The following is an 18,871-nucleotide window of genomic DNA, read 5'->3' as shown; positions in this document are numbered from 1 at the left end:
GCTTTGAGTTTCATCCGAACAAACATTCTCTAATGTTTTCCGTCCTCTATCATTCAGTGCTAGTCTTTATTTGTCTTATTTATTGAGAGAATGGTGAGCGAAACAGCGGAACACTCCAGACTTGACTTGATTGTTCAGATGTTAAAAACGAACACTTCTGCCTCGATTGCTGAGATTGCAGAAGCTTTCCGGGTGTCTCAGATGACAATCCGGCGCGACCTGCAGAAGCTGGTAGAGGCAGGGCAAGTTATCCGCATCCCCGGCGGTGCACGCATCGAGCATTGGAGGGGAGCCGAACGAACCTTTTTCGAGCGCCTGCAGAAAATGTCCGATGCCAAGCGCAGCATCGGGAATGCGGCTTCGGCAATGGTGCACGATGGCGAATCGGTTGTCCTCGATTCAGGAACCACAACGCTTTATGTCGCCAGAGAACTCCGCAACCGGCGCAATATTGTGGTTTTCACCTTTTCGCTTACTGCTCTTGAAGAGTTGGCATCCGCCGAAGGAATTCGCGTCGAGCTCACTGGAGGGGTCTATCGCGCGAGCAGTCATGACCTTATCGGTCATGCAGTGGGTAAAAGTCTCACATCTATCTATGCAGACACCGTCATCTTCGGAGCCGCAGCCATCTCTTTTTCCCGTGGAGTGATGGTTCATGACCCCGATGCACAGCGTGAGATGTTGCAGGCAGGCAAACGAAAAATTCTGGTAGTCGACAGCAGTAAGATCGGGACCGAAGCAACGTATCGCCTTTGCGGCATCGAAGAATGCGACTTCATCCTGACAGATAAAGGCATCTTGGAAGATGATCTGGCACGACTTCGTAGAATGACTCAAGTGCAGGTTGCAGAATGATCTTTATTAATACTCCATGTACAGCAATTCGATAGCTTGACATAAGAGAAATCCTATCTTGTGTTGAGAGCCATTCGAAATTGAATTTCTTTGAAGATCAGGCAATAGACCATGCGGTTTACGATTTCTTCGCAGGGGAACGGCCGATTCAGGTAGCGCGTGCCCCAGGCCGCCTTGACATCATGGGCGGCAATGTCGATTTCACAGGGGGCATGGTTCTTCAGGGGCTCCTGCATGAGTCTGTATGGGTTGCTGTCCAGTTGAGGAGCGACCGCTGCATCTGTATCTTTAATCCCGGGGCTGCGCAGTTTGGCTGGGACTCCTCGTTTGAAATTTCGTCTTCGGATCTGCGCGATGTCGCCACCATTCGCCTGCTCTGTACACAGAGGGAAACCTCCCACTGGATTGCGTATGTCCTCGGCTCACTTTATTATTTGAAGCGTTTCCATGGCTGCCTTACTGAAGGTGGAATCAGCCTCTTTATTGCTTCAAACCTGCCGCCAAACAAAGGAGTCAGTTCCTCTGCCGCGCTTGAAGTCGCCACGCTGAAAGCAGTATCAGCTGCATGCGGACTCTCTCTCGAAGGCATTACCCTGGCCACAGCCGGTCAATGGGTGGAGAACGTTGTTGTCGGTGCAGCCTGCGGTATCATGGACCAGGCGGCAATCGTGCTGGGAAAAAAGAACCAGCTGCTGCCTCTTCTCTGCCAGCCTTGCAAACCATTTCCGCTGGTTCAACTTCCCGAAGGCATTCGTTTCTGGGGCATCGACTCCATGGCGCCTCGGGCTACTGCCGGCACACTCTATGAGAGGGCCCGCGCCGCAGCCTTCATGGGATACAAGCTGATTTGCCGGTACCAAGCCATCGATCCGCTCCCAGACCATACATCGCAGATTCAGCGATGGACAGATTCACGCTGGAACGGCTATCTCTCGAACCTGCCCTTATCAGAGTTTCGCTCCATATACGAGCGCTGGCTTCCAGAGTTCCTGAGCGGGCATGATTTCCTCTCCCAGGCAGGAGATCATATTGATGCCTTCACGACTGTCTCACCTGACCTGGATTATCCAATCCGCGCCGCGGTCCGATATGCCGTTGAGGAAAACCTTCGCGTACAAACAGTAAGCACGCTTCTTCAATGTCCGCTGTCAGATGCTTCCCTTCAACTCATCGGGGAGATTCTGCGGCAATCCCATGTCGCATATTCCGAGTGCGGACTTGGCTCTGATGCGTGCGACGAACTGGTTGCTCTTGCTTTCGAGGAAGGTCTGCCGGGAGCCAAGATGACCGGTGGCGGCGCTGGAGGAGTCGTGGCAATCCTGGGCCGTTCAGACAGTGAGCCAGCGATCCAGAATATTGTCCGAAAGTATGCCGAAAAGAAAGGCGCTATCCCTCACATCTTTGCAGGAAGCTCCGATGGGGTCGACGCTACGGGCATTTCGACATTTCAGCTTCCACTACAGGAAAAACAATAGTGCTTCTGCCACAGAAGAATCCGCCCTCCGCAATTTTTCTGCTGGTAGCGGCGAATCTCTTATGGGCGGGTCAGGGTATTGCCGTCAAGCTACTCGCCGGGAGGCTCCATCCCCTTGCCATTGCCCTTCTTCCCTTGTATCTTGCTACTCTGTTGGGGCTCGCCATTCTTTGCATTCAGAGAGGGATTGCCCGCAAATTCAAGTCCGCCTGGAAGCTTCACCGTGAATTTTTGCTTGTTGGCATTTGCGGTCAGTTCACAGCGCAGGTAGGGATGACCATCGGCGTCAATTGGTCTACCGCATCCAGCGGAGCCGTGCTGAGTCTTCTGATCCCCATCTTTGGCGCACTCCTCGCAGTCTGGATATTGCGGGAACGCCTTTCGATACTTCGTATCAGCACCCTGCTGCTTGGCTTCGCGGGAGTCTTCCTCATATCTCCCCTGCATCGGATATCCGGTCCAGCGATGCGCAATCGAGAGTTTGCAGGGAACCTTTTCATCATGGCAGGCTGCCTCGGTTCCGCGTTCTATAACGTCTATTCCAAACAGCTTCTTGGAGCTTTCTCCGAGATCGAGACTTTGATCTTCAGTTATCTTTCCACATCTATTTTCAGTTTGCCGGTGCTTCTTTTTTTTGAGCCGCACTTCTTTGCAAATCTGGCCTATCTTTCTATCAAGCAGTGGATGGCGTTCGGCTACCTTGCGCTACTCTTCTACGGCTTGTCGATGGTGCTCTTCCTGAAAGCTCTGAAGCAGGTAGATGCCATCGTTGCATCTGCTTCTCTTTACCTGGTGCCACTGTTTGGAGTTTTCCTTGCCTCCAATATTCTCGGAGAACACTTGGCTCCCATGGCCATTTTGGGATCGGTCCTTGTCCTTATGGCGACTCTGCTGCTCTATCGCTGCGATACTTCATTCTGACAACCGCGGGTAAAGAGTGCCCGCCTTACCTCTGCGCTGTTAATATTTAACATATATGATTGAAGACCTCTGCCCCAGGTCTTCACATTGATTTACGCTTAGTTAAATAGAAGATAGAGTCTATCCCATCGATGCCGCTAATGAGAAAGGATGTCTAGGGGTGTGAATTATTTTCTCCGAATAAAGGGTGATTTTGTTATCTCAACAAACCCAACATGTCTCGATAAGGATGCGGTCTTCAGTTTCCTGGAACAGGCGAATTGGTGGACAGAATTGACCAGGGAATCCCTGGAACGGGCTCTGGGAAACTCCCTCTGTTTCTGCTTGCAGGAGAACGGCAGGCAAATTGGCTTTGCCAGAGTAATTACCGATTATGTTACGTATGCCTATCTTTGCGATGTTTACCTGATAGAAGAAAGAAGAAGACAAGGTCTGGGGCAATGGTTGATCCGTTCTATTCTCGAGCATCCGGACGTCAGTAATCTCAAAAGAGTCTCCTTGATCACGCATGACGCCCAGGATTTTTATCGCCATCTTGGCTTTCGCATTGCCGATCGTCCGGATTGCTATATGGAACGCCTTCGGTAAGAAAGATAGATTTCCGGTTTCTCGCCTTAGCTAAGCCTCACCTCTTTGAGTGCTGCACCTGCCGCTCGAAGATTTTCGAGCTTCATCTCGGAGTATTTGCGCGACAGGATTACACCGTCCGCTCCACCATGGAAGGATGCGAGCACGGCAGCTTTGGTGCCGGCCGGTGTGCACTTGGCGTTTCCGTTAGCGGTCGGAATATCAATATCGATGCCAGGCCATAATTTTGTTCTGGAGTTCTTCAGTGCCTCTTTAGCGCGCTTTGTCTCGCGATAGACGTAGTCTGCGGAAAAACCAGCCGTGGGAAGGTCTTTCAGATCGACCTCTTTCCCATAGTCCAATACACGATAATGAAATTCTAGGAGCTCCTGCTTTGGGATATCTGAGAAATAGGAAGTTCCAACGCTGTTGATATAGTCCGCCATCCGCTCGCCAGCGCAGTTCTGATATATGACTATCTTCAGAAAGTCGGAGTAAGGAGCCATCTCGGCAAGATCCTGTTCAGCACGATAGATTGGGTTGAAGGAGTTGTTATGCCAGATATGCCAGCCGACACCTAGCTTCGGGTTGACCGACTTTACTCGATCGTAGATCGCCTTCTGGGCGGCGCGCAGGCTGGACGTCCACAAGCTTTCCCATGCCAGCATCTCGGGGTAACGCAACATCAGGCGCCAGAATTCGACATAGCTGCCATCGACAGGACGAACATCTTTGCGGCTTGCCAACACGAATTTCTCGAGTTCAAGGAAGCCTTGCCTGGCACGTTCTGGATTGATACCTTGACGACGCGCTTTCGCATAACAGAACTCGCAGAAACACGTGGCGGTCGATGGCTGTGGATGACCGTGGCTCGCACCAAGAACATTAGACAGCGCTCCTTGCCTCTCAGAGCCCCACATGATGCCGTCGATGTCATACGACCGAGACCAGTCTTCGGCAATGTCCTGAAGCCATGACAGGTAATCAGGATTATTGAAGCAGAGCGTTGCAGCCTTTTTGCCCGAAAGCTCGACTTCCTGCAGTTTCTCAACATTGGGCAGACCCCGGCGGAAGACGTCTTCGTACCAGCAGATCGTTTTCATGCCTCGCTTCTTTGCTTCAGGAATCACCTGTTCAAGCACATCGAAGTTTCCAAGATCGGGCGCACGAAAATCTTTGAAAGCCGTGTTGGTGTAGTACTTCGGATTGACCTTGGTGTATGAGCCTCCGAAGAAAGTGTCGGTATCGTACTTCTGACTGCCATGATCAGGCAGCGGCTGTCCCGGTACCTGGCGTCCGGCGATGCCGCGACCGTAGGTAAAGGTGGCAACGAACAGTGTGTTGATAAAGGCGCTCTTCTGGCACTCGTCGAGCACCTTTGAAGCGCCTTCGTCGGCGAAGGAGACGGCTCCAATTTGAATGCCGATCATCTTATCCTGTGTTGCCGGATCTGCCGCAAGACCTGCAGCTCCCCCCGGCAGCGACGCTGCGACCAGTGTTCCCGCAACATTTTGCAAAAATAACCTGCGATCCATCCTCAACCTCCATGCGGCCAAGAGTAGTGACAATTGGTTATCATAACCCGGCTTATCGCCAGGAATTGGGCTCGCTCATCGAAGACGCATTTTCAAGGCACACTCTGACTTTTAGATCGGAACCGCGTAGTTGACTGACTAGACGGTTATCTATACACTTGAAATATGCCGAGGCCAAAGAGCGATGACAAGCGAAGCGCCATCCTTGACGCCGCAACCCGCGTCATCGTGACGAAAGGATTGAGTGCCCCGACGATGGGCATTGCCAAAGAGGCTGGCGTGGCCAACGGTTCGCTCTTCACCTACTTTGAGACCAAAGCAGAACTTTTCAATCAACTTTATCTCGAGTTGAAAGCAGAGATGGCAGCCGCGGCCATGAAGGACTTTCCAAATGGTGCAAAACTTCGTGAGCAGTTCTTCCACATCTGGCGGAACTGGATGGACTGGGCGGTCCGCTTTCCCGAAAAACGGAGAGCACTGGCTCAGCTCAGCGTTTCTGATGACATCACACAGACCACTCGCACGGCAGGCCATAAAACGATGGCAAGAATTGCCGAGTTAATGGAGCGAAGTCGCGCCAATGGCCCAATGCGTGACGCGCCGAGAAGTTTTGTCGTCACGATCATGAACTCTCTTGCGGAGGCAACAATGGACTACATGGTCCAGGACCCCAAAAATGCGAAGAAGCATTGCAAGATTGGCTTCGACGCGCTGTGGCGAGTGCTGGCTTGATTTCTCGCACTCATAAATGTCTGTCTAGACAGACACTATAAAAGATTGGAGCATAAAAATGCCGATAGAAACGGATGTTTCCTCTAAGAAGATCGCAATTGTTACAGGCGGCAGCCGCGGTATTGGCCGCAATACGGTTGAGAGCCTCGCAAAACGCGGCATCAATACGATTTTCACATATCACACTCATGGCACAGACGCGGAGGCGGTCATTGCCGCAGTGAAAGCCGCAGGAGCGGAAGCCATTGCCCTGCAACTGGATACCGGCAAGATTGCTTCGTTCGACACCTTTGTCGAGAGCGTGAAAGATGCGCTCTCCAGGCTCGGAGCCACGCACTTCAACTATCTGGTCAACAACGCTGGCAATAATCACAACAACATGCCTTTCGAGAACGCGACCGAGGAAGAGTTCGACAGCATCTGCAACGTCCATTTCAAAGGTGTTTTCTTCCTGACGCAGAAGCTTCTTCCTCTCATCCATGACGGGGGGCGGATCGTCAACGTGTCGACGGCCCGGACACGCATCGCTTTTCCGGGCGGATCTGTTTACGCATCGATGAAGGGTGCGGTTGAAGTGCTGTCGAAGCACCTGGCGAAGGAACTTGGCCCGCGAAGGATCGCCGTCAACGTTGTTGCTCCGGGTGCCACGGAAACGGATTTCAGCGGAGGCATCGTCCGCGACAATCCTGCCATGAACAAAAGGGTGGCCGAAGGGACAGCGCTGGGCCGAGCAGGTGTTCCCGATGACATTGGTCGGATGATTGCGTCACTGCTCTCTGAGGACAATCGCTGGATCAATGCAGAGCGCATCGAGGTTACGGGCGGCTACGTTTAGGGCGATCAACTAACGAGAAACAAAGAATGCAGGACGCATTTGAGATGGCAAAATACGGCACAGTCGTGTTGGTCGGGAGCGGCGGTCGAGCAGCGCACGTTATTGCGAAAGCGTTGTTGAATCAATCCGCCGCGCCCGGCATCTATTACGACGAGAAGGGCCATTCCATGCTCGCTTCCAGGTTCGTGCGCATTCTGTCCGAGCTATGGTCCTGATAAATACATCTTGTCATGCTCATCAAGACCAGATTCGCGTGCCGAGCCGGCGCGAGGCCAGGAAAGAGACGGAATCATGAAACTGATTGCTATCGAAGAGCACTTCCTTACCAGTGAAATTCGTACGGCGTGGGCATCTTCCCCAATCGGGCAGGAAGGTACTGCCGGGTTCGACCGCGGAGAGATTGAAGAGCGGCTCGACGATCTCAGCCAGGGACGCATAGTGCTTATGGATGAAAGCGGCGTAGACGTACAGGTTCTTTCTGTGACCACTCCAGCTCTGCACAACCTCGACCCCGAAGCGAGTGTGGTCTTGGCGCAGCGCACGAATGATCTGGTTGCCGCAACGATTGCAAAGCATCCCACACGGTTCCAGGGCTTCGCCACGTTGCCAACCGCTGCGCCAATGGAGGCCGCCCGTGAGCTTGAGCGGAGCATAACTCGCCTGGGGTTTGTGGGAACGATGCTCTGTGGTCGCACTCGCGACAAAAACCTGGACCACCCTGACTTCCTTCCTACCTTGGAAACCGCTGCAAAGCTCGGCGTTCCTGTGTTTGTGCATCCTCAGATCCCGCAACGTGCCGTAAGGGAGGTCTATTACTCAGGATTCGGAGACTTGATCGATACAGCGTTTGCGACATTCGCTTTGGGGTGGCACTACGAGGCTGGCATCCAATTCGTACGATTGATGCTTGCAGGTGTCTTCGATAAATACCCTGATCTGCAGATTATTCTCGGCCATTGGGGCGAGGTTGTTCTTTTTTACCTTGAACGGCTGAACTCACTCTCACGTATCGCAAAGCTGCAAAGACCCATTGCTGATTACATCCGGCAAAACTTGTATGTGACTCCAAGCGGGATGTGGAATCAGTCATACCTGCAGCGCACGCTTGAAATCATTGGCCAAGAGCGCATTTTGTTCTCCACCGATTATCCCTACCAGTATCGGCCGGGTGGCGCAGGACGTTCGTTCCTCAATGAAGCGTCTCTCGCTCCGAAAGAGAAGGCATTATTTGCTCATGGTAATTGGGAGCATCTAACGCAGTCGGCCTCTCATGCGTGACCGTTCTCTTACAGGAAGCGCGTTCCTCGTTACCGACACGGGACGTTATACAGACGCTGATCAAAGTGGCTAGTGCACCTGGCTGGTTTCGACGGCTCGGATAATGTCGGCTATTCGGCAGCCTGTATGTTTGCTGCGCAATGTTCATGTGTGAAGAAAAGGAGCAAAGTATGGAAACTCGTGAGTTGGGAAGAAGCGGATTGAAGGTTTCGGCCCTCGGACTTGGTTGTATGGGACTGAGCTTCGGGCTCGGTCCTGCAGTAGAGAAGCAGGCGGGCATTGCACTCATCCGTGCTGCCTTTGAGCGCGGAATAACGTTTTTCGATACCGCTGAGGCCTATGGCCCTTATGCCAACGAGGAGCTTGTGGGCGAGGCGCTGGAGCCGTTCCGCGACCAGGTTGTGATTGCAACCAAATTTGGTTTCAAGGATGCCAGACCTGCCAATGGAATGGATAGTCGTCCGGAAAATATCAGAGCTCATGTTGAAGCTGCGCTGAAGCGGCTGCGAACGGATAGGATCGATCTACTGTATCAACACCGGGTCGACCCCAATGTGCCTGTCGATGACGTTGCCGGCACAGTGAAGGAGCTTATCACCGCAGGTAAGGTGAAGCACTTTGGCATGTCAGAAGCGGGCGTTTCAGCCATTCGACGCGCTCACGCCATCCAACCGGTCACTGCTCTGCAAAGTGAATATTCCCTCTGGTGGCGGGAGCCTGAAGATGCAATTCTGCCATTGCTCGAAGAGCTCGGAATTGGTTTCGTGCCATTCAGTCCTCTTGGCAAGGGCTTCCTTACAGGCGCCATCAATGAAAACACCCAATTCGACAGCACGGATTTCCGCAACATCGTTCCGCGTTTCTCCCCGGAGGCTCGCAAGGCCAATCAGAAGCTTGTCGAAGTGCTCGGACAGATTGCAGAAGGGAAGAAAGTGACTCGCGCTCAGATTGCGCTTGCGTGGCTGCTCGCGCAGAAGCCCTGGATTGTCCCCATTCCGGGAACTACAAAACTGCACCGGCTTGAGGAGAACATTGGGGCGGCGGAAGTACAACTTTCCGCACACGATCTGAGAAGCATCGGAGATGCGTTAGCGGAGATCGAAATCCAAGGAGCCCGCTATCCCGCTCAGTTCCAGGCAGCTGTCAATCGTTAGAACTGTGCCATGCCGAGTTCCACACTCGGCATGGCACAAACCGTTTTCCGGTGCTACAGTCGCGCACTTTCTTCTTGGTGGACCAGAACGCGCTCGTCTGAGGATTCTGTCGGCCGCGCTGCGGCAGAGAAGCGCTCTTTGCCTTCGACCCATACGCGTACCACGTCGTTGTAGCCATTCCGCGCATGGAAAGCTACCATATCCCCCAACTTGCCGCGCTCGATGCTGCCAATCGTGGAATCAAGACGCAAATGACGGGCAGGATTCAGCGTGATCATGCTTATTGCGGACGGCAGGGGAATACCCGATTCCATCATGCGCGTTGCGCAGGCAAGCAAGGACGGGAAGTGGTAATCGCTGCAGAGAATATCAACGAGGTCCTCTGCCATAGCGTCATGGCATGACAGGTTTCCACAGTGCGACCCACCGCGGTAGTAGTTAGGCGCGCCCATGCAGACCATCATGCCCAGTTCTTTTGCTTTGCGCGCGGCCTCTATGCTGCAAGGCATCTCGCTTAGCGTAGCTCCCGCATCGTGCGCTTCAAGCACGTGCTCAATGGTTGTGTCATCGTGGCTGCCAATCGGAATACGGCCTGCAATCGTATCCCTGACCTTCATGCGGTTGTTTACAGTGCGGGCGCGCGCAATGCGCTCGTCCATCTTCCTGCGGGCTTCCTCAATAGAAATCTCCTGCCGGATAGCGCTTTCGCGGATAAGCGCTTCGATATTGCGAAACTGGCGCTCTCCGGGGGTATCGTCATTGAAGACGATGTTGCCGATGCTCTTGAGTTCGAGCAACTGTTCGAGAATGTGTTTTACGGGTTCGAAGTTTGTGCTCCAGCGAACGTGGATGCGATGGCGTGCCCGCAGGTAAGGAATCAACTCCTCGTAGCGGCGCGCGAGCGCGAGGCCATCTCCACGCCAGGAGCCCGCAGGCCCTTGACGCTCTTCGGAGATGCGCGCAGCGGAAATGACCGTCGTCAATCCCGAGCTGAGGGCACGCAAATCCATCATGTGCAGCGCCATCTCAAGCGGAAATCTTGCACCCGGACGAGGGCTCATCTCGCGCTCAAGATAGTCGGTATGGATATCGATGATTCCGGGGATGAGGATGGCGCCTTCCAGGTCGATACCATTGATATAGATACGCGGAGATATTTCGCTGATGAGTCCATCCACAAGGATCAGCGAGCCGTAGATCTCTTCATTGGGCAGAACGATACGCGCGTTAGTAAGAACTGTCTCTGTCATCATTCGATCGAGGCTTCCCTTTCCGAAACAGGTTGATTACTTCGCAATCGACTGGGAAAGAATGCCGCGGCGGACCCAATCGGAAATGCGTTCTACGATGGAAATGAGTACGACCAGAATCAATGCATATGCAAGGACGTCCTTGTAGTGAAGGAGGCGATCGGCAAAATTCAGTTCGTAGCCGATGCCTCCGCCTCCAAAGACGCCAAGCGGAATCGCCGCACGCAGGTTCACATCAAAGGCGTAAAAAAGATTTGCGATAAATGAAGGTAGCGTCTGCGGCAGGATCGCATAGCGGATCAGTTGCAGCCGGGTGCTGCCTACGCTTTGAATTGATTCGGTGATATTCGCGTCGGACTGTTCAATCGCATCAGCAAAGAGCTTTCCGAACATGCCTACTGAACCTATGGTAAGCGCCAGCATTCCTGCAAAGGGGCCGATACCGACAGCGATCAGCAGCACCAGCAGAACGATGAAGTTCGGCAGGGAACGCTCAACAGCAAGCAGGCCTCGCACCGCAAAGCGCAGCCATGGACTCGGAGAAGTATTACGTGCGGCAAGAAAAGCCAACACAAGAGCAATGAAACCGCCGAAGATCGTGCCCAGAAAAGCCATCGAGAGAGTTTCGACCAAAGAGACGTAGAGCGTCTTTTTGGTCCAGAGCAAACTGAGGTTGGGCGGGAAAATCTGCCGGGCGGTGTCCTGAACGTAGTGGAATTCACTAAAGATGACGAGTGGATTCACTCCCAGATAAGCAATGAGTGCGACAAGGGAAACAACGGTTGCCAGAACAAAGAATGCGAGCTGACGGAACTTGCGCGAAGGCAGCGCGCTGGCCAGCACAGTGACACTCATTCCAGATTTCCTTTCTTCAGGATGCGCGCCCGGAAAAGATCCGATATTCGCTCAGAGATAAGTACCAGCAGCAGCGAAGCACCAATGGCAACTGTCGCACGACGATATTCGAGCGACGACATGGCGATGCTGAGTTCATACCCAATGCCGCCTGCTCCGACAGCACCGAGCAATACAGAGGCGCGAATATTCACCTCAAAACGGAAAAGCGCATTTGCCAGAAGAGACGGCAATATCTCGGGAACAACAGCATAGCGGATCACCTGCGATTGCGTCGCGCCAGTAACGACAATGGATTCGAGGGCCTGTGGTTCAATCTCTTCAATAGAGTCAGCCAGCAGCTTGGCCAGCATGCCGATACTGCTGATGGACAGTGCCATAAGGCCGGGAAACGCTCCCAGCCCGAAAGCGGCAACGAGCAGTAGAAGCAGAATAATTTCCGGCAGCCCGCGTTCGCATGCGATGAAAGTGCGCATCGTGTATCGCAGCCATTTCGGCGCGATGTTAGAGGATGCGCCGAGAGCGCAGGGAAAAGAAAAAATTGTTCCCAGGATTGTGGCCGCAAAGGCCATAACAATGGTGACACCGATGGGTGACAGCATTTGAGGCAATGCTGACCACTCGGGAGGAACAAACATATCAACGAGGCCAAGGCCTTTGCTGATGCCCTCGAGCAGCACTTTGAAACTGACTCCGCAACGCCACATCGAAAAGAGAAAAAGCGTTACGAAGATCACTACGATCAGCGCCTTCCTGCCCCGGCGCTGCATAACACCCTGTTTCCATTCGGCGAGGGGGTGTTGCTGCTGAACTACTGGAACAACAGGAGCCTGCATCAAACTCCCACTCCGGCGCCTATTCCGTGCCGCAGATCCGGACGCAGACCAGGTCCAGGAAAGGGCGGTTGCGAATCCGACTTCTGCATCGTCGTGAATGTGCTGGATTCCTGATCGCTGTAAATTTGCTCGAGTTCAGATTTATTGAGCTTTGCAGAACCGTCATAAATGACATTTCCGTGTCGCATGCCAATGACGCGCGTGCAGTACTTTGCCGTGAGCTCAGGCTGATGAAATGCTCCGATCACTGGCGTTTCGCGAGCCAGCGGCTGCAGTAAAGCCATGATGATTTCCGCGTTTTTAGGGTCGAGGCTCGAGATAGGTTCATCGGCAAGATAGACTAGAGGGCGCTGATAAATAGCTCGGGCAATAGCGACGCGCTGCATCTCGCCGCCGCTTAATGATCCTGCGAGACGCGACATAAAGTTGACCATTCCCACCCGGTCGAGCGCCTCAGCGGCTTCGCGTGCTTCGGAGTCCTTAAAGCCAAGCGTCCAGCTGCGCAGTGGATGAATATGACCAAGCCGACCCAGCATGACGTTTTCCAGCACCGTCAGACGCTTGACGAGGTTCGACCCCTGAAACATCAGGCCAATATTGCGACGGGCCAGCCTCAGTTCTTTTGCGTTCACATTTGTCGTGCAGTAGGTCTCGCCGCCCGGCGCTGTGAACTTGATGTCTCCACTATCCGGAGTCGTAAGCCCGGTGATACAACGCAATGTAAGCGACTTCCCTGCCCCGCTCGAACCGAGAATGGAAACAAATTCCCCACGGTTAACGGTGAAGCTGATCCTATTGAGCAGGCAACGACCATTGGAAAGCGTCTTTGTAATTCCGGAAACAGAGAGCATCGGGGGACCTACTTTTCTATGACATTGAAGTCTTTGACCTGTGCAGCAAACTTGCGCAGGCCATCGTATGTGGAATCATTGACAGCGATGAAACTCATATCAGGGCGACGATATGTCTTTTTCAGGGTTTCCCACAGCGATGGGTCCCGTTCGGGAATGGCGAGCATTGCCTGCTGTATGTTCTTCTTCAGCGTCTCAGGCAATCTGCTGCGCACAGCGATCGGCGAATTCGGAATTGGATCGGAAGTCCAGAGAACACGCAGATCAGAGTTGTTCATCTTTCCCAGGTCTGTTAGCCGCGGAACAATTGACTGCATCATGGCGCCAGCATCGACTTTGCCTGCTTTTACTGTGAGCGCGCCGGCAATATGGGAGCCGGAGAAGACGACTTTCTTGAAGTCCTTGTCCGGATCGATGCCTATGCTCTGAAGATAAGCTCTCGGAATCAGGTTGCCGGAAGTAGATGCTGGATCGGTAAAGCCGAAAATAATGTCTTTCGCATGCGCTTTCAGATCATCGATCGAATGGATTGGGCTGTCTTTGGGTACCGCGATAATAGAACGATAATTGCCCAGGGTTCCGTCAGGCTGTCCAGGAGCAATAATTGCCTGTGCTCCGGCTTTGCGCGAAGCAATGATGTAACCGAGCGGACCAAACGTAGCAATGTCCACTTTGTCGGCACGCATTGCTTCAATGGTGGGCGCATAGCCTGCGACACGCACGATTTCCACTCGCATGTGCAATTGCGACTCAAGGTACTTCTTCATCTTATCGGCGCGGAGAGAGCTGTCCTGCATCTCCTCTTCTGATGGAGCGAAAGCATAATGCAGAGCACCGCTGTTTGCGCCCTGGCTTCGACTGCAAGCCGTGAATGGAATGCAAGCCAGAGCTACAACCACCAAAGAGAGAAATTGCTGGAAGCATCTCATCATTTCTCCTTCTAGGCGTAGATCGCTTCTTTCGTGCACCCATTTTCCAGATGCAATGTCCTGTCGGACATTTTTTGCAGCGTATGCGGATCATGCGTGATGAGAATGACGGAGGTTCCAGCCTGCTTAAGGTCGAGGATCATCTCAATGACAGCATCCTTGGTCTTCAGATCGAGAGACGCTGTCGGCTCATCTACAAGCAGGAAACGGGGCCGTGCGATAATCGCCCGGGCAATGTTGACGCGCTGCTGTTCGCCGCCGCTGAAAGTCGCAGGATACGCATCCCACAACTCCGTGGGGAGCCCGAGCCGATCGAAACACTCGCCGGCCTGACGGCGGCCTTCCTCTAAAGAATGTCCGCGCGACAGCAGCGCAGAGGCTACTACATCCAGGGCCGGCACACGAGGAATTACCTGAAGGAACTGCGAGCAATAGGTCATCTCACTCTTACGTATTTTCAGAACTTCGTGCTCCGACGCCGTTGCCAGATCAACAATGTTGTTGTGCGCATTCCGGTAGTGGATATGACCGCCGCTGGCGAGGTATGTGCGATAAATACACTTCATCAGCGTCGATTTGCCTGAGCCGGACTTGCCAACAAGAGCGAGAATCTCGCCTTCGCTCAGTTCAAAGGAAACATTGTTGAGCGCCTCAATTTCTTTTTCATTGAGGATGTGGAGTTCGAAGCGTTTCCGTAACTCCACAATTTCGAGCAGATGACTCATGCACTCCTCTTTTCCGGTTAAGACTTTTCCATGCTTCTAAAGCAGAGAGCTAACCAGCAGCTGCGTGTAAGCATGCTGAGGATCCTGCAATATCTGGTCGGTCAACCCGTGCTCGACCATGTGCCCGTGCTTCATCACCATCGTGCGATCCGTCAGCATCCGGATCACGCCAAGATCGTGTGAAACTACAATCATTGAAATGCCCAACTCCTGCTGCAGGCCGCGAATGAGATCAAGTACCTTCGCCTGCACGGAGAGGTCGAGCCCACTGGTGATTTCATCGAGAAGAAGCAGTGGCGGGTTATTCGCAATGGCCTTGGCAATCTGCACCCGCTGCTGCATGCCGCCGCTGAAGCGGGCCGGAGATTCATCCATGCGGCGAACAGGAACTTCAGTATGCGTAAATAGATTGCTGGCGCGCAGGCGGATGTTACCGACATGAAAGACATTGGCCATCAGCAGTTTTTCAGCAACGTTGCCACCCGCGGTGAAGCGAAAATTCAGGCCATCGCGCGGGTTCTGATAGACCATGCCCATCAAATGATTGCGGATGTAGCGCTTCTTCTGGCTGGTGAGATGAAGAAGGTTTGTGGAAGCATCTTCGAATGGCCGGAAATACACTTCGCCTGCGGTAGCGTCTTGGTCGAAGTAAAGCATCTGCACCAGCGTGCTCTTGCCTGAGCCGCTCTCGCCTACAATGCCGAGCACCTCGCCGGGAAAGAGATCGAAGCTGATGTTATTGCACGCAACAATTGCGCCCGTTTCCGGGCAGATATTCGATCCGAATGCGGGACCTGTTCGTTCAAGAACGCCCGCATTGGCTTCGCCGTAAATCTTTGTCAGGTTGCGGACGCGCAGCAGCCAGTTCTGATCCATCGATTCGCTCATTTCTATTCAGGATTTGTGAACAGCCGCTGCGACGGACGGCGACCTTCCCGCACTTTGTCCATAAAGTTGCTGTCGTTGATCACGTGCGAACGGCTGAAGTCGTCCGCATAGATTTCATCCATAAAAGCACGGTCCCCACCGGATGAGGAGCAGCGGGCGCCATCGAACTCCTCCACCTTGAAGCGGATATCTTCAAACTCCAATGGCTCAACCTTGGTAAATGGCGGAATAGCGTGAATGCGCTTTTCGCGGCCCGCGCCAAAGAGGTAAAGGCAGCATGCCATGCTCAGATTCGGCACATCCCAGCAAGGAACCGGAGATGGCGTGGCCGCAAAGCGGTCATTCACCATGATGGGATACCCGGAGCCGCCCATCATGACTCCATTCCGGACATAGGATTCATAGAGCGAAACCCAAAGCTTCGCGTAGTCAGCTTCAGCGTGCATCTGCCGCGTCTTCGCTTCGTGCCTCTCAACGGAGCGCAGAATCTCCGGCTGCGGCACCTGGATCACGAGAATCTGTTCCTCGGTAAGGATCTCTTCAGGCACACGGTGACGGGTCTGAATAATGGTTGCGGCCGCCGTATCAAAAGTCACACCGCAACCGGTCATCTCCTTGACGAAGAGACGCAGGTTGCAGGCGTTGACGCTGGCGTCGCTGCCTTGATCGATGACCTTCAGTACATCAGATGGTCCGATAAGCGAAAGAGTAAGATGCAGTCCGCCAGTACCCCATCCGCGCGAAATCGGCATCTCCGGTGAGGAGTATGGCACCTGATATCCAGGAATGCAGATGGCTTTCAGCGTCTTGCGCCGAATCTCTCTTTTTGTCGCCTCATCAATGAACGCGTAGTTGAAGCTGTCGCGGAATTTCCGGTTCTCAATCATCGTCGTCCTCCTCATCGCCCGCGCCAACCGTCACTTCCTCAGGCTGTTTTGCATTCGCCTTCAATATCTTGCGCAGGTTCTCCAGGCCGGCCTGGAAAGTGACATAGTGCGGCAGCTTGAGATGATTCGTGAAGCCATAGGCTTCGATCACCTCTGTGTGATAGAGGACGAACTCCTGATTGTTCGCTGGATTATTCGGGTCGGGACTGCGCAGCGCGCTCTCCACCATCCCCATTGAGATGCCCTTCGTTTCGTTTTGCCCGAAGCACAGTCCGTAGCCTACGGAGAGTTCCGGCAGAGAACCCTTCTTCGGACTGCGGATCTTGCCGACCATCTCAGTCTCTGTCACCTTGATGCGTCCTACATAGCGCAGCCGGCCGCGCTTATCCACGACTCTAACCGGAACTTCGCCAATGCGAAGCTCACCTACAGTTCCATGCGAGGTCCCGAAACCGCGCATGGTACTGTATGCCATGCACATCAATGCGCCGGTATCGGCACGCGCTAGCATCTGCAGAACTGCAGAGCGCGGCACGGGGAATTTGATTGCTTCGCGGGTGACATCGAAGAGACGCCTGTCCTCATCCGGACGGCCGCTCCGGCTCATCAGGCCTTCTCGCAGAAAAATGTCGATGACTTTTTTATAGGTGGTGGCGCCGTGTAATCTCTCAGCATCCGGATGGCCCTCAGCCTGCAAATCGGCAATGAACTTCTCGATGGATCCAAGGCTGGCATCAAGCAGTGCCGGATTGAGAAGCCGAAATGAATAATCGCGCGTTGGCCCTAGAATTTGCCCGCCTGGAATCTCCCGAAAAGTGGAAGAGATGCGACGGTGCACAAACATCTCGCGCGTGTTCAGCACTTCGGCTGTATATCTGCGCTCCAGCGTGGCGCGATAGGCGCGCAGATGAAAGGCCGCTTCAAATGAATCGCCTTCTACCTGCAACAATGCAAGCGCCGCATGCTCCGGCGCATATAACGAGCCTTCTCCCATGGCCCTGTCCACAGCGAGGCGCATCTGCGTGCGCGCCTGATCGACTTCTATCGGCCTGGTCATTCCCTTCCAGCGGAAATACTCGACCAGCTTGTTCGCATTTTCGATCGCGTCCTGCCCGCCTTTTACCGCTACATATCCCATCTAAGCCACCATTCCTTCACGATTAAAGCGAATCCGCCTTCCCTGCCGCTGCGGAGACATTCTCCGTCCTTAGTGTCCCCAGCGCACGTTCGTTGTGCGCGGTAATGACAGCACGCAAGGTCCCGCAGAGGCGCTGTCGCAGGTCAGGAAAGTATCCACGCCCAGTGGAAACTCGGAATTGCGTTCCCGCAAAACCGCGAAAACTTCATCAGAGACACCCAGCACATGGACAATCGATTCCGACTCGATTCCAGGCCCCGAGAGTGACAGCCGATGTGAGCCATGAATCGGCGCAGGAGAGATGGCCTCCACCTGGAGAACGACAGTCGCACCAAGATCGGGATATGCCAGGCTTCCCGTCCGTGCTTGCCGAATACCGCCAGGCTGTACTGTACCGGTAAAGATCAAGAATTCGGCCTGTTCAGCCTTCGCAGGAACAGCCAGTGTTTCGCTCCGGATAAATTGAGCTGCCGCACCTCCCTCGGCCTCGATATAAAAAGAAGTGTCTCCGCTGAAGAGCGTCAATACCAGCAGAGCTGTTGCGCGATTGAGTGGAGCCGGCGCGTTGAGAAGCACGTCATCCAGTTGACCGATCGTTCCTGGCCGAGCCGTGCTCTGCAAAAGAGCCCTGTAATGCTTCTGTCCATCGAAAACTTGATCGTAAGGTTTAAGCGCTGCTGTCGTGCTCATGCCTCCTCCATCAACTTGAAATCCACCTGCGTCCGGAGGATCAGATCGAATTCTTCCCTCTCCCGGTGAAGGATGTTCTGTTCCTCTTTACGCAGAAAGCTTTCAATTTCTGCGGCCAGAGGCTGGCCATTTTGCAGAAACGCATCCAGCACGGCAAGACAGTAGGCGCGCGCTGGATCATCTCCCAGACAGAGACCATAGCCGGGATATTGGCCGACGAGGACTTCACATTCAGTAGTAAGCGCTTCTCCCAGGTAAAACTTCTGCCCTTCCAAAGAATCCTCGGCTGGGACCATGGTGAGGCAAATCGATGGAGCTTTCTGGACGGTAATAGCGTAAGCCGGTTCCAGTTCTGTAACCAGTTGCTGCAACGGCCTCAGTTCGCATTCGCACAGGATGTAGTCCGCAGTAAGGGACTTCATGCTGTGAAGCGTTGAGCCGTCCATCGGTAAATCATGCGCCATGAAAAAA

21 protein-coding genes are annotated in these 18,871 nt (G+C 53.7%); 9 read left to right on the top strand and 12 right to left on the bottom strand.

Translation table 11 applies throughout. From position 1 onward, the window contains the following. Positions 1-90 precede the first annotated feature (90 nt). From AC5S16_RS20535 to AC5S16_RS20520, 4 genes are all read left to right on the top strand, one after another. On the top strand, positions 91-855 hold the full coding sequence (locus AC5S16_RS20535; protein WP_493931984.1) for a DeoR/GlpR family DNA-binding transcription regulator: 765 nt from the start codon (positions 91-93) through the stop codon (positions 853-855). An 80-nt stretch (positions 856-935) separates the two neighbouring features. Beyond that, the gene (locus tag AC5S16_RS20530) at positions 936-2,330 is read left to right on the top strand and encodes a galactokinase (RefSeq protein ID WP_493931983.1); all 1,395 of its coding nucleotides are present in this window, start codon (positions 936-938) and stop codon (positions 2,328-2,330) included. Beyond that, a complete protein-coding gene (locus AC5S16_RS20525; RefSeq protein WP_493931982.1) occupies positions 2,330-3,250 on the top strand; it encodes a DMT family transporter in 921 nt (306 codons plus the stop codon). Before AC5S16_RS20530 ends, AC5S16_RS20525 begins: the two co-directional genes overlap by 1 nt. A 162-nt stretch (positions 3,251-3,412) precedes the next feature. After that, complete coding sequence (locus tag AC5S16_RS20520; protein WP_493931981.1) at positions 3,413-3,838, top strand: GNAT family N-acetyltransferase; 426 nt, start codon at positions 3,413-3,415, stop codon at positions 3,836-3,838. Between the two features lie 26 nt (positions 3,839-3,864). On the opposite strand, the gene AC5S16_RS20515 is transcribed toward AC5S16_RS20520, so the two are convergent. Then, the gene (locus AC5S16_RS20515) at positions 3,865-5,352 is read right to left on the bottom strand and encodes a hypothetical protein (protein WP_493931980.1); all 1,488 of its coding nucleotides are present in this window, start codon (positions 5,350-5,352) and stop codon (positions 3,865-3,867) included. Between the two features lie 165 nt (positions 5,353-5,517). On the opposite strand from AC5S16_RS20515, the gene AC5S16_RS20510 reads away from it, so the two are divergent. From AC5S16_RS20510 to AC5S16_RS20490, 5 genes are all read left to right on the top strand, one after another. Next, positions 5,518-6,084 (top strand): TetR/AcrR family transcriptional regulator, encoded by a 567-nt coding sequence (locus AC5S16_RS20510; protein ID WP_493931979.1) that lies wholly within the window; start codon positions 5,518-5,520, stop codon positions 6,082-6,084. Positions 6,085-6,142: 58 nt separating this feature from the next. Then, positions 6,143-6,919 (top strand): SDR family NAD(P)-dependent oxidoreductase, encoded by a 777-nt coding sequence (locus tag AC5S16_RS20505; RefSeq protein WP_493931978.1) that lies wholly within the window; start codon positions 6,143-6,145, stop codon positions 6,917-6,919. Positions 6,920-6,945: 26 nt separating this feature from the next. After that, on the top strand, positions 6,946-7,134 hold the full coding sequence (locus AC5S16_RS20500; protein WP_493931977.1) for a hypothetical protein: 189 nt from the start codon (positions 6,946-6,948) through the stop codon (positions 7,132-7,134). Between the two features lie 76 nt (positions 7,135-7,210). Further along, a complete protein-coding gene (locus AC5S16_RS20495) occupies positions 7,211-8,197 on the top strand; it encodes an amidohydrolase family protein (RefSeq protein WP_493931976.1) in 987 nt (328 codons plus the stop codon). Between the two features lie 170 nt (positions 8,198-8,367). Continuing rightward, positions 8,368-9,351 (top strand): aldo/keto reductase, encoded by a 984-nt coding sequence (locus AC5S16_RS20490; RefSeq protein ID WP_493931975.1) that lies wholly within the window; start codon positions 8,368-8,370, stop codon positions 9,349-9,351. Positions 9,352-9,404: 53 nt separating this feature from the next. On the opposite strand, the gene AC5S16_RS20485 is transcribed toward AC5S16_RS20490, so the two are convergent. The 11 genes from AC5S16_RS20485 to phnG all read right to left on the bottom strand — a co-directional run bounded on the left by AC5S16_RS20485 (position 9,405) and on the right by phnG (position 18,864). Beyond that, complete coding sequence (locus tag AC5S16_RS20485; protein WP_493931974.1) at positions 9,405-10,604, bottom strand: alpha-D-ribose 1-methylphosphonate 5-triphosphate diphosphatase; 1,200 nt, start codon at positions 10,602-10,604, stop codon at positions 9,405-9,407. A gap of 33 nt (positions 10,605-10,637) precedes the next feature. After that, complete coding sequence (gene phnE / locus AC5S16_RS20480) at positions 10,638-11,456, bottom strand: phosphonate ABC transporter, permease protein PhnE (protein ID WP_493931973.1); 819 nt, start codon at positions 11,454-11,456, stop codon at positions 10,638-10,640. Then, positions 11,453-12,292, bottom strand: a complete 840-nt coding sequence (gene phnE, locus AC5S16_RS20475; RefSeq protein ID WP_493931972.1) for a phosphonate ABC transporter, permease protein PhnE — start codon at positions 12,290-12,292, stop codon at positions 11,453-11,455. Before phnE (AC5S16_RS20475) ends, phnE (AC5S16_RS20480) begins: the two co-directional genes overlap by 4 nt. Continuing rightward, positions 12,292-13,143, bottom strand: a complete 852-nt coding sequence (locus AC5S16_RS20470) for a phosphonate ABC transporter ATP-binding protein (RefSeq protein WP_493931971.1) — start codon at positions 13,141-13,143, stop codon at positions 12,292-12,294. The genes phnE (AC5S16_RS20475) and AC5S16_RS20470 overlap by 1 nt, the downstream gene beginning before the upstream one ends. An 8-nt stretch (positions 13,144-13,151) precedes the next feature. Next, the gene (locus tag AC5S16_RS20465; protein ID WP_493931970.1) at positions 13,152-14,075 is read right to left on the bottom strand and encodes a phosphate/phosphite/phosphonate ABC transporter substrate-binding protein; all 924 of its coding nucleotides are present in this window, start codon (positions 14,073-14,075) and stop codon (positions 13,152-13,154) included. Positions 14,076-14,083: 8 nt separating this feature from the next. Further along, entirely contained in the window at positions 14,084-14,797 is a 714-nt protein-coding gene (phnL, locus tag AC5S16_RS20460) for a phosphonate C-P lyase system protein PhnL (protein WP_493931969.1), read from the bottom strand. A 36-nt stretch (positions 14,798-14,833) separates the two neighbouring features. Beyond that, the gene (locus AC5S16_RS20455; protein ID WP_493931968.1) at positions 14,834-15,673 is read right to left on the bottom strand and encodes an ATP-binding cassette domain-containing protein; all 840 of its coding nucleotides are present in this window, start codon (positions 15,671-15,673) and stop codon (positions 14,834-14,836) included. Between the two features lie 14 nt (positions 15,674-15,687). After that, on the bottom strand, positions 15,688-16,572 hold the full coding sequence (locus AC5S16_RS20450; protein ID WP_493931967.1) for an alpha-D-ribose 1-methylphosphonate 5-phosphate C-P-lyase PhnJ: 885 nt from the start codon (positions 16,570-16,572) through the stop codon (positions 15,688-15,690). Further along, entirely contained in the window at positions 16,565-17,710 is a 1,146-nt protein-coding gene (locus tag AC5S16_RS20445) for a carbon-phosphorus lyase complex subunit PhnI (RefSeq protein WP_493931966.1), read from the bottom strand. The genes AC5S16_RS20450 and AC5S16_RS20445 overlap by 8 nt, the downstream gene beginning before the upstream one ends. 69 nt (positions 17,711-17,779) lie before the next feature. Then, on the bottom strand, positions 17,780-18,400 hold the full coding sequence (phnH, locus tag AC5S16_RS20440) for a phosphonate C-P lyase system protein PhnH (protein ID WP_493931965.1): 621 nt from the start codon (positions 18,398-18,400) through the stop codon (positions 17,780-17,782). Continuing rightward, positions 18,397-18,864, bottom strand: a complete 468-nt coding sequence (phnG, locus tag AC5S16_RS20435) for a phosphonate C-P lyase system protein PhnG (RefSeq protein WP_493931964.1) — start codon at positions 18,862-18,864, stop codon at positions 18,397-18,399. Before phnG ends, phnH begins: the two co-directional genes overlap by 4 nt. Between the last annotated feature and the right edge of the window lie 7 nt (positions 18,865-18,871).

This window comes from Acidobacterium sp. FHG110202_01 (assembly GCF_059115305.1).
This window is presented reverse-complemented; position numbering and strand designations above follow the sequence as displayed.